The sequence below is a fragment of the Caulobacter sp. P4_E5 genome (assembly GCF_056401555.1).
Map to the genome: position 1 here is coordinate 1 of NZ_JBFUJD010000130.1, position 10,090 is coordinate 10,090.

The window sequence follows — 10,090 nt, forward strand, 5'->3', positions numbered from 1 at the left end:
CCCGAGCAGACAACGCTCACGCCCGCCGTCCTCACGGCAGAGAACAGCCTGGCGGAGCGGTAAGCGAGCCGAAACATACAAACCATCACGGTCTCCGGGTTCGCCCGGCCGCTCCGTCGCCTCCCCAGCACACTTCAGCGGATCGCCGCGTGAAGCCGACGTCACTTGCCCCCACCTGGCCGCTTCGCGGCCGTCCGCCCCCGGGAGGGGGCGGAAGGTTGGCGCACGCGATCCTTCTTCCCCCTCCGGGGGAGGAGCGCCGCAGGCGCGGAGGGGGCCAGTGACCCGCCTTGAAACCGTGAATCTAAGCCGCGGTCTTCTTCCGCAGGCGGGCCAGTCGGCGCAGGCGGCGCCAGAATCGGGTCTTTTCCGGTTCCGGATAGGGCTGCAGGTTGCGGAAGAACTCTTCCGCGCACGAGCGCCACGAGAACTTCTCGGCGAACTTGCGGACCACGACGCGGTCCAGGTCCAGGCAGGCCAGGCAGGCGTCCTTCAACCCGTCGGTCTGGCCGGGAGCCAGGACGCCGGCGTTGGAGCCGGGGATGATGTCGACCGGGCCGGGGGCCGAGAAGGCCGCCACGGGTACGCCGGCGGCCATGGCCTCCAGGATCACCAGGCCGAAGGTGTCGGTCAGGGACGGGAAGCAGAAGACGTCCGCCCCGCCGAAGTGACGGGCCAGCTCGTCGCCGAACTTGGCGCCCAGGAACTTCACCTCGGGATATTTCTCGGCCAGCTCCTCGCGCTGCGGACCGTCGCCGATCACCACCTTGGTCCCCGGCAGGTCGAGGCTGGCGAAGGCCTCGATGTTCTTCTCGACGGCCACCCGGCCGACATTGAGGAAGATCGGGCGCGGCAGGCCCTCGAACACGTCGGGCTCGCCCGGCGCGCGGGGCTTGAAGATGTCGGTGTCGACACCGCGCGACCAGGGCGACAGGTTGCGGAAGCCGTGCTTGGCCAGCTCGTCGCGCATGGTCGGCGTGGCCACCATCAGGCGGCCCGACGGCTTGTGGAACCAGCGCATGTAGGTGTAGCCGGCCGCCAGCGGCAGCGGCAGGCGGGCCGAGACATATTCGGGGAACTTGGTGTGGTAGCTGGTCGTGAACGGCAGCTTCCACTCCAGGCAGATGCGGCGGGCGGCCAGGCCGATCGGACCCTCGGTGGCGATGTGGATCGCCTCGGGCTCGAACGATTTGAAGCGCTCCTGCACCGGCTCATAGGCGCCGATGGCCAGCTTGATCTCGGGATAGGTCGGCAGCGGGAAGGTCGGGAACTGTTCCGGACTGACGACATCGACCTCGTGGCCCAGGGCGCGCAGTTCCTCGACCACCCGGGTCAGGGTGCGGACCACCCCGTTGACTTGAGGTTCCCAGGCGTCGGTCGCAAGCAGAATTCGCATCAGGCGGCGGCCGGCTCCGGCAAGGGCTCTTCGATCGCGGTCACCAGCGTGCTGGCGCGGTCGATCACCGACCACGAGCGCAGCTTGGCCCATTCGAGGATCTCGAGGCGACCGTCGGCGTGCTCGGCCAGGGCCGTGCAGCTTTCGACCCAGTCGCCGTCGTTGATATATTGGACGCCGTCGATGTCGCGCATCTCGGCCTTGTGGATATGACCACAGATCACGCCGTCCACCCCCCGACGTCGAGCTTCGTCGGCCACCGCGGCTTCGAAGTTCTCGATGAACTGCAACGCGTTCTTCACCTTGACCTTCAGATAGGCCGAAAGACTCCAATAGCCGAACCCAAGGCGACGCCGCAGGCGATTCACCAGAGTGTTCAGCATGAGGATGGTTCTATAGGACCAATCCCCGAGGAAGGCGAGCCACTTGGCGTGCTGGACGACGCCGTCGAACTCGTCGCCGTGGACGACCAGGTAGCGCTTGCCGTCGGCGGCCTCGTGGATCACGTCGCGGGCCACGATCACGCCGCCGAAGTGGACGCCGCAGAAGTCGCGGATCCGGTCATCGTGGTTGCCGGGGACATAGATCACCTCGGTGCCCTTGCGGGCCATGCGCAGGATCTTCTGGACCACGTCGTTGTGGGCCTGGGGCCAGTACCAACCGCTGCGCAGCTTCCAGCCATCGATGATGTCGCCGACCAGATAGAGCTTTTCGCACTCGATGTGGCGGATGAAGTCCAGCAACAGCTCAGCCTGGCACCCCCGCGTGCCCAGGTGCAGGTCGCTGATGAAGACGGAACGGTAGCGGCGGACGGCGACGTCGGCGCTCATGGCGAACCCCCGTTGTGGCGCCGCAGGATCGCTCCGTCCCCTGATCGCAGCGATGGCGGCCAACGGCTGGCGATTAAGCTGATTGCATGTCGCTTTGATGAAATGCGGGTGCGGCGGATTTCCCGGCCGTTAAGTCGAGGCTTCCCCTGCGGCAGCCCGCGAATTACGCAGTTTCGGCAAGATCGTCAAAAATCTGGACATCAAGCAACCCCTTTTGGCGCTTGGCCCCGGACTGGCTGTTGCGGTGCAACATGCATCGCACTAGATCACCCCGATGGACGCCGCCCGCCTCGCCAAGGACACCCCCAAGTCGCAGAAGACCCGCGCGCGGATTCTCGACTGCGCGATGCGGCTGATCGCCGAGATCGGCTATCACGCGGCCACCAACCCGGCGATCGCCGAGGCGGCGGGACTGACACGCGGGGCGATGCTCTACCACTTCCCGACCCGCGAGGCCCTGGTCGAGGCCGCCGTGGCCCATATCCAGGCCGAGCGCTCGACCCTGTTCCGGGCCGCCGCCGACGGCTTGCCGCCCGGCGCCGACGTCACCGAACATGCGATCGACAGCTACTGGGACCTGTTGCACAGCGTGCCCTTCACCGCCTTCGCCGAGATGGAGGCGGCCGGTCGTACGGACCCGGCGATCCACGCCCTGCTGGCCCCCGCCCAGGCGGAATTCGACCGCGCCCAGGCCGGCGACCATTTCCTGAAGATCCTGCACGCCGGGGCCGGCCCGCGCTTCCAGGCCAGCCGCGACCTCGCCCGCTTCATGCTGGAGGGCCTGGCTCGGACGACCCTGACCTACGACAAGGACGGCCGGAAAGAGCGCCTCTTGATGCTGATCAAGCGCGCCACCCACATGCTGAACCGCAAGGGCGACGTCCAGGACCTCTGGCCGGAATAGGCTCAGTCCGCCAGCTTCTGGCCCAGAACCCCGCGGATGCGCCGGGCCTCCTCGTCGCTGAGGTCGCCCAGCATGCCGTGGGCGCTCGGCGGCAGATGCGCGGTCGCGACGCGCGGATCGCCGAACACATAGTGGTCGAAGGCCGTACGCCAGGCGGCCCTGTGGCTTTCGGGCAGGGCGCGCAGGGCCAGCACCGCGTGCAGGAAGGCGTCGAAGGCCTGGCCGCGCTCGCCCGCCTCGCTGGCCCACCAATAGTTGGTCAGCAGGTTCACCGGCTCCAGCGAGCGGACGTGATGCCACCACAGATAGGGGATGTAGAGCGCGTCGCCGGGATCCAGCTCGACCACTTGGGCGACTTCCAGGGCCTGGGCGAAGCGGGGATGGCGCTCGAGGTCCGGGGCGTCGAACGACACCATGCTGATCGGGGGGCCGCCGGGGGTCTTCTCGAACGGGCCGATATAGAGGTCGGCGACGCTTTCGGGCGGAAACAGGGTGAAGCGCCGGCGGCCGGCCACCACGCAGGCCAGGTTCTCGTACGGATCCTGGTGCGCGGCGACGATGGCCCGGTTGCCCAGCCACAGCCGGGGCTCGATCGCCGGGTCCAGCAGCGGCGAGGGATTGTCGGCCTTGAAGCCGGGCAGATGGGTGTCGGCGGCGATCGACTGGGCGGCCAGGGTCGCCGGCCGGGCCGCGTCGCGATTGGCCAGCAGGAAGTCGAAGCTCTTGCGCAGCCGGGCGCGGCCGGTGCTGAAATTGAAGCCGGTCAGGTCGTCGTTGTAGAAGAACCGCCCGCCGGCCTCGGGATCGCCGATCAGGGTGGCCACCGGCTCCTGCCGGTCGAAGCGGGACAGATAGTCGAACAGGGCCTCGTCGCCTTTTCGGGCGGCCTCGACCACGGGCCAGTGGGCCACCAGCCCTCGGAGCACCACCGGCTGGGCCGCCGGGACGATCACGCCGTGGAAGTGGTCGGCGTCGACCGCGCTCATCTCGACAAGGGCCATGGCGTCACTGAACTGCTCGCGGGTCCGACGAAAGGTTCGGACCAAGCCGTGGTTAGCACGGGCGGCGCCGGGCTTCAGCAGCCTTCAGTCGGCGTGCATTCCTCAATAGGCGTTCTGGGCTACCAGCAGGTGCGGCACGGTCAGCAGCACGATCCGAAGATCGCGGGCGAACGACCAGGTGTCGATATAGGCGATGTCGGCCTTTACCCGCTGGGTCATCGCCTCGAGGTCAGCCGTGCCGCCGCGCAGGCCCTGGATCTGGGCCAAGCCGGTCAAGCCGGGGCGGGCTCGGAAGCGCAGCGGGTAGCCCGGGATCGCCGCGCCATAGTGCTCGTCATGGGCCTGGGCGTGGGGGCGCGGCCCGACCAGCGACATGTCGCCCTTCAGCACGTTCAGCAGCTGGGGCAGCTCGTCGATGCTGGTCTTGCGGATGAAGCGCCCGACCAGGGTGACGCGATCGTCGTCGCGCAGCGCCTGGACGACCCGCGTCCCGTCCTCCTGGCAGCGCATCGAGCGGAACTTGTAGATCATGAACGGGCGGCCGTTCAGCCCGCCCCGCGTCTGCCGGAACAGCGCCGGGCCAGGCGACTCGAGGCGGATCGACGCCGCGACCAGCAGCAGCAAGGGCCCGAAAAAGACCAGCATGCCCAAGGCGATCGCGACGTCGAAGAAGCGCTTGGCCGGATCTCGCGCGACCGGGAGCAGGTCATGCTCCGGCCGAGCGAAATCCGCCCGCGGACTAGAAACGACACCAGTCATTGGTCCCCACCGTCCTCTGTCCGCGTGGAGGCTGGCCAGTTGTGACCTAACCTCCGCCGCCTCACGGTTAGAGCTCTAAACGTAACGCCGGTATGTGAAGATCGTCACAGTGGAGTCGGGGGCTCGCGTCAGGTCGGGCAGATCGGCAGCGCCGTCGTGAACTTGATCTGCTCCATCGCGAAGCTGGACGACACGTCGGTGAGCGGGGCGGTAGCGATCAGGCGCTTGTAGAAGCGGTCATAGGCGGCGATGTCGCGGACCACGACCTTCAGCAGGTAATCGACGTCGCCGCTCATCCGGTAGAACTCGACGACCTCGGGCAAGGCCCTGGCCCCGGCGGCGAAGGTGGTCAGCCAGTCCTCGTCGTGGCGGCCGGTCTTGACCGCCACGAACACGGTCAGCCCCAGGTCCAGGGCTTCGCGGTCCAGCAGGGCGACGCGGGCGGTGATCACCCCGGCGTCCTGCAGGCGCTTGACCCGTTTCCAGCACGGCGTCTGGGTCAGGCCGACGCGCTCGGCGATGTCGGCGATGGCGACCGTGGCGTCTTCCTGAAGAATGGCCAAGATGCGCCGATCGGCTTGATCGAGATCAATCATCTCCAGATTCCCAGCTTTGAAGAATGGAATTCTCTCTACGCCCCGATCATCGCGCAATCCAGTAATGCCTTTCTTCGAATCGTCGCCATCATGGGAAGCCTCGGCACAGCAGCGAGGCTTTTCATGTTCGCGTCATTCACCCGTCACCCGAAGTCCGTCGGCGAGACCTATGGCGAGCACATGGGCGTGGCCTGGAGCTTCGGCTTCACCCTGATTGGCGCGGGCCTGGCCTGCCTGATTCATGGCCTGTTGCCCTTCGCCTTCGAGCGCACCGGCAGCCAGACCGTCCGGCGCCTGAATGAGCGTCTTTCCAATCGTTGCGCCCAAGCAAACGCCCATTTCGCCGACGCTCATTTCGGCCCGGCGCCGATTTCCGGCGAGACCGTCCGCGGATGACCGCCGCGGCGCTCCGCCTCGACGCGCTAAAGATGGGGGCTGGCCGCATGGGTCCGGGCCTGGTCGCCGGCGTGCTGCTGGCGGTGCTGGCCAAGCTGCTGTCGCAAAGCCTACACGCCCCCGCGCCGCTGATCGCCGTGGTGCTGGGCATGATGCTGGGCGCTCTGGGTCTGCAGAGCCAGCTGGGCGCTGGCCTCGACGTCTTCGCCAAGCCCGGTCTGCGCCTGGGCGTCGCCATGATGGGCGCCCAGATCAGCTGGGCCGAGTTCGCCGCCTTGGGCGGTCCGGCCATCCTGGCCAGCGGCGTCGTCGTGCTGGGCGGCTTGGCCATTGGCGCGGCCGCCGGCGTGGCCCTGGGCCTGCCCTTCGCCGAGGCTCTGATCGCCGCCGCCGCCTGCTCGATCTGCGGCGCCTCCGCCGCCCTGGCCGCGTCGCAAGCCGCGCCGGCCAGCCCGGCCAACCAACGCACGACCGCCCTGGTCATCGTCGGGGTCAACCTGCTGTCGACTGTGGCCATGCTGGCCTATCCGCCCCTGGCTCACGCCTTGGGCCTGACCGCCCACCAGTCCGGCGTGTTCTTCGGCCTGTCGATCCATGATGTCGCCCAGGTGGCCGGCGCGGGCGCCTCGGTCTCGCCCGAGACCGCCAGCACCGCGGCCCTGGCCAAGCTGGCCCGCATCGTCTGGCTGGGCCCGGCGGTGGTGCTGATCGGCGTCGTCCTGACCCGTGGCGGCGAAGGCGGCGCGGGGCGAGGCTTTCTGTCGGGCCTGAAGGCGCCGCCGCTGTTCGTGCTGGGCTTCGCGGCTCTGGCCGCCGCGCGCGGCCTGAACCTGATCCCGCCGGCCCTGGTCTCGGTGCTGATGACCTGCTCCAGCTTCCTGCTGCTGGCCGGCGTCGGCGCCATCTCGGCCAAGCTGGGTCCCAAGGCCCTGCTCGAGGTCAAGCCGCGCCTGGCGGTCATGTTGGGAACGGTCACGGCGGCCGTCGCGATCCTGGCCTATGCCCTGACGACAATTTTCTTCTAACAAACGAGCTTGGCGGGGGACGAAACCCGCCCCATGTTGCCCTCCAAGAGTCGGGAGGGACCCAGTTTTGAGTATCTGGACGCGCCGCAAGGCCATCGACACCATCACCGCGGGACACGCGGACAGCCATCAGCTGAAGAAGACCCTGAGCTGGCCGCACCTGGTGGCCCTGGGCGTCGGGGCCATCGTCGGCACCGGCATCTACACCTTGACCGGAGTTGGGGCGGGGCTGGCTGGTCCGGGCGTCATCCTGTCGTTCCTGATCGCCGGCGCGGTCTGCGCCTGCGCCGCGCTCTGCTACGCCGAGCTGTCGACCATGATCCCGGCGGCGGGCAGCGCCTACACCTACAGCTACGCCGCCATGGGCGAGCCAGTGGCCTGGTTCGTCGGCTGGAGCTTGATTCTGGAATACACCCTGGTCTGCGCGGCCGTCGCGGTCGGCTGGTCGGCCCACGCCCACGGCCTGTTCAAGATGGCCGGCTTCCCGGACGCCCTGCTGGCCGGCCCCCACGCCGGCGGCGTCGTCAACCTGCCGGCCGTGATCATCTCGATGGCCGTCGCGGGCCTGCTGGCCCTGGGCACGCGCGAGAGCGCCACGGTCAACATGGTCCTTGTGGCGGTGAAGATCATCGCCCTGGCGGTCTTCGTGGCGCTCTGCTTCCCCGCCTTCGACGCCAGCCACTTCACGCCCTTCATGCCCAAAGGCTTCGCCGCCGTGGCCGGTCCGGACGGTGTGAAGGTCGGGGTCATGGCCGCCGCCAGCCTGATCTTCTTCGCCTTCTACGGCTTCGACGCGGTTTCGACCGCCGCCGAGGAGACCAAGAACCCCAAGCGCGACCTGACCATCGGCATTGTCGGCTCGATGGCGGTCTGCACGGCCATCTACATGATCGTCGCCGCCGTCTCGATCGGGGCCTCGCGCGCCGAGGTGTTTTCCAAGAGCGAGGCGCCGCTGGTGTTCATCCTGGAGACCCTGAGCCATCCGAAGATGGCGCAGCTGGTGGCGCTGGCGGCCGTCGTCGCCCTGCCGACCGTGATTCTAGCCTTCATGTACGGCCAGAGCCGGATCTTCTTCGTCATGGCGCGTGACGGCCTGCTGCCGCGCGCTCTGTCGCGGGTCAACGCCAAGACCGGCACGCCGGTGCTGATGACCCTGCTGACCGGGGCCCTGTCAGCGGTGCTGTCGGGCTTCCTGTCGCTGAAGGACATCGCCGAGCTGGCCAACGCCGGCACCCTGGCGGCCTTCATCGCCGTGGGCCTGTCGGTGATCGTGCTGCGCCGGCGTGAGCCGAGCCGCCCACGTGTGTTCTCGACGCCGGCCTGGCAGGTCGTCGCCCCGGCCGGCATCCTGGGCTGCCTCTATCTGTTCTACAGTCTGCCGGCCAAGACCCAGATCTACTTCCTGATCGCTCACCTGATCGGAGCGGTGGTCTATGTCGCCTATGGCATGCGCAAGAGCGTGCTGGCCCAGGCGGAAAAGGCTTCCAGCTAAGGTCTTCCATTCTCGGGGGTCATCGCTACAGTCCGCGTCAAAACAAGTGTTTGAAGCAGGAAGGAAGCGCATGGCCCTCGATCTGGAAACCCGCACGCAGCTGATCGACACCGTCGCGCGCTTCGTGGCCGAGCGCCTGCGCCCGATCGAGGCCAAGGTGGCCGAGGACGACGCCGTCCCTGCCGACGTCATCGAGGAGATGAAGGCGCTGGGCCTGTTCGGCCTGTCGATCCCGGAAGAGTTCGGCGGTCTGGGCCTCAACATGGAGGAAGAGGCGCTGGTGGCCATCGAGCTGGGCCGCGCCTCGCCGGCCTTCCGCTCGGTGTTCGGCACCAATGTCGGTATCGGCAGCCAGGGTCTGGTCATGTTCGGCGACGACGCCCAGAAGGCCAAGTGGCTGGAGGGCATCGCCTCCGGCGAGATCATCACCTCGTTCGCCTTGACCGAGCCCGAGGCCGGCTCGGACAGCGCCGCGGTCCAGACCCGCGCCACGCTCGACGGCGATCATTATGTGCTGAACGGCGACAAGCGCTTCATCACCAACGCCGGCAAGGCGTCGCTGTTCACGGTAATGGCCCGCACCGATCCCGACACAAAGGGCGGTTCCGGCGTCTCGGCGTTCCTAGTGCCGCGCGACCTGCCGGGTCTCTCGGTCAGCAAGCCCGAAAAGAAGATGGGCCAGCAGGGCGCCCACATCCACGACGTCACCTTCGATAATGTCCGGGTGCCGGTCGAGAACCGGCTGGGCGCGGAGGGGGAGGGCTTCAAGGTCGCCATGCAGGTGCTGGACCGCGGCCGCCTGCATATCTCCGCCGTCTGCGTGGGCGTGGCCGAGCGTCTGATCACCGACTGCGTGGCCTATGCCTCGGAGCGCAAGCAGTTCGGCCAGCCGATCGCCAGCTTCCAGCTGATCCAAGCGATGATCGCCGACAGCAAGACCGAAGCCCTGGCCGCCAAGGCACTGGTGCTGGACACCGCTAGAAAGCGCGATGCGGGCGACAATGTCACCCTGGAGGCGGCGGCTTCGAAGCTGTTCGCGTCGGAGATGGTGGGCCGGGTCGCCGACCGGGCCGTGCAGGTGTTCGGCGGGGCCGGCTATGTCGCCGACTATGGCATCGAGCGTCTGTATCGCGACGTGCGGATCTTCCGCATCTACGAAGGCACCAGCCAGATTCAGCAACTGGTCATCGCCCGCGAGACTCTCAAGCGCGGCGGTTGAGCTCCGCGACGCGCGGATCTTCCGCATCTACGAAGGCGCCAGCCAGATTCAGCAACTGGTCATCGCCCGCGAGACTCTCAAGCGCGGCGGCTAGGCAAGACTATTCAGGTAAAAAGGGCGCCTACGAAGACTTGGGCAGCCCACAAGCAGACGCCCTCGCCGGTTAAGCCGGCGAGGGCGTATTGTTTCCCCCTAAACGGTGTCGACGCGTAAGACTTACGCGCCGCCCGGGAAGCGGAAGGGGACCTTCACGGTGCCGGTCTTGGCGCCCATCGGGAGCTTTTCGGCGATGCACATGGCGGCCTTGTCGAAGCCCTTACCGGCGGCGCTGTTGTCGACGACCTTGCAGTCGGACAGCTTGCCGTCAGCGGCGCTGCACTCCAGCATCACCTGAGCGGCGTCGCGGGTGTTCGCGTACTGCTGCAGGCAACGGCCCATTTGGTCTTCGAAACCGCCGGCGGCCGACGCGGCC

The 10,090-nt window shown here is 67.8% G+C and carries 11 protein-coding genes; 5 read left to right on the forward strand and 6 right to left on the reverse strand.

All coding sequences use genetic code 11. From position 1 onward, the window contains the following. Positions 1 to 304: 304 nt before the first annotated feature. Together AC1DSO_RS23945 and AC1DSO_RS23950 are read right to left on the reverse strand one after the other, a co-directional pair. Positions 305 to 1,396 carry a glycosyltransferase family 4 protein gene (locus AC1DSO_RS23945; protein ID WP_477071191.1) on the reverse strand — a complete coding sequence of 364 codons (1,092 nt, stop codon included), beginning with the start codon at positions 1,394 to 1,396 and terminating at the stop codon, positions 305 to 307. Next, on the reverse strand, positions 1,396 to 2,226 hold the full coding sequence (locus tag AC1DSO_RS23950) for a UDP-2,3-diacylglucosamine diphosphatase (protein WP_477071192.1): 831 nt from the start codon (positions 2,224 to 2,226) through the stop codon (positions 1,396 to 1,398). Before AC1DSO_RS23950 ends, AC1DSO_RS23945 begins: the two co-directional genes overlap by 1 nt. 274 nt (positions 2,227 to 2,500) lie before the next feature. Between AC1DSO_RS23950 and AC1DSO_RS23955 the strand changes: the two genes are divergently transcribed. Then, a complete protein-coding gene (locus AC1DSO_RS23955) occupies positions 2,501 to 3,130 on the forward strand; it encodes a TetR/AcrR family transcriptional regulator (protein ID WP_477071193.1) in 630 nt (209 codons plus the stop codon). Between the two features lie 2 nt (positions 3,131 to 3,132). Here the strand turns inward: AC1DSO_RS23955 and AC1DSO_RS23960 are convergent, their stop codons facing one another. From AC1DSO_RS23960 to AC1DSO_RS23970, 3 genes are all read right to left on the reverse strand, one after another. After that, positions 3,133 to 4,131 (reverse strand): cupin-like domain-containing protein, encoded by a 999-nt coding sequence (locus AC1DSO_RS23960; RefSeq protein ID WP_477071194.1) that lies wholly within the window; start codon positions 4,129 to 4,131, stop codon positions 3,133 to 3,135. 102 nt (positions 4,132 to 4,233) lie between these two features. After that, entirely contained in the window at positions 4,234 to 4,890 is a 657-nt protein-coding gene (locus tag AC1DSO_RS23965) for an exopolysaccharide biosynthesis polyprenyl glycosylphosphotransferase (RefSeq protein WP_477071195.1), read from the reverse strand. Positions 4,891 to 5,018: 128 nt separating this feature from the next. Continuing rightward, a complete protein-coding gene (locus AC1DSO_RS23970) occupies positions 5,019 to 5,486 on the reverse strand; it encodes an Lrp/AsnC family transcriptional regulator (protein WP_477071196.1) in 468 nt (155 codons plus the stop codon). A gap of 123 nt (positions 5,487 to 5,609) precedes the next feature. Between AC1DSO_RS23970 and AC1DSO_RS23975 the strand changes: the two genes are divergently transcribed. The 4 genes from AC1DSO_RS23975 (at position 5,610) to AC1DSO_RS23990 (ending at position 9,618) form a co-directional block, all read left to right on the forward strand. Beyond that, a complete protein-coding gene (locus AC1DSO_RS23975) occupies positions 5,610 to 5,882 on the forward strand; it encodes a DUF6356 family protein (protein ID WP_477071201.1) in 273 nt (90 codons plus the stop codon). Next, positions 5,879 to 6,907 (forward strand): putative sulfate exporter family transporter, encoded by a 1,029-nt coding sequence (locus AC1DSO_RS23980; RefSeq protein ID WP_477071197.1) that lies wholly within the window; start codon positions 5,879 to 5,881, stop codon positions 6,905 to 6,907. Before AC1DSO_RS23975 ends, AC1DSO_RS23980 begins: the two co-directional genes overlap by 4 nt. Positions 6,908 to 6,974: 67 nt before the next feature. Then, positions 6,975 to 8,399 carry an amino acid permease gene (locus AC1DSO_RS23985; RefSeq protein ID WP_477071198.1) on the forward strand — a complete coding sequence of 475 codons (1,425 nt, stop codon included), beginning with the start codon at positions 6,975 to 6,977 and terminating at the stop codon, positions 8,397 to 8,399. Positions 8,400 to 8,469: 70 nt separating this feature from the next. Continuing rightward, a complete protein-coding gene (locus tag AC1DSO_RS23990; protein WP_477071199.1) occupies positions 8,470 to 9,618 on the forward strand; it encodes an acyl-CoA dehydrogenase family protein in 1,149 nt (382 codons plus the stop codon). 216 nt (positions 9,619 to 9,834) lie between these two features. Here AC1DSO_RS23990 and AC1DSO_RS23995 read toward each other — a convergent pair. Next, positions 9,835 to 10,090, reverse strand: a 256-nt coding sequence (locus AC1DSO_RS23995; RefSeq protein ID WP_477071200.1) for a hypothetical protein, incomplete at its 5' end; no start/stop codon positions are given.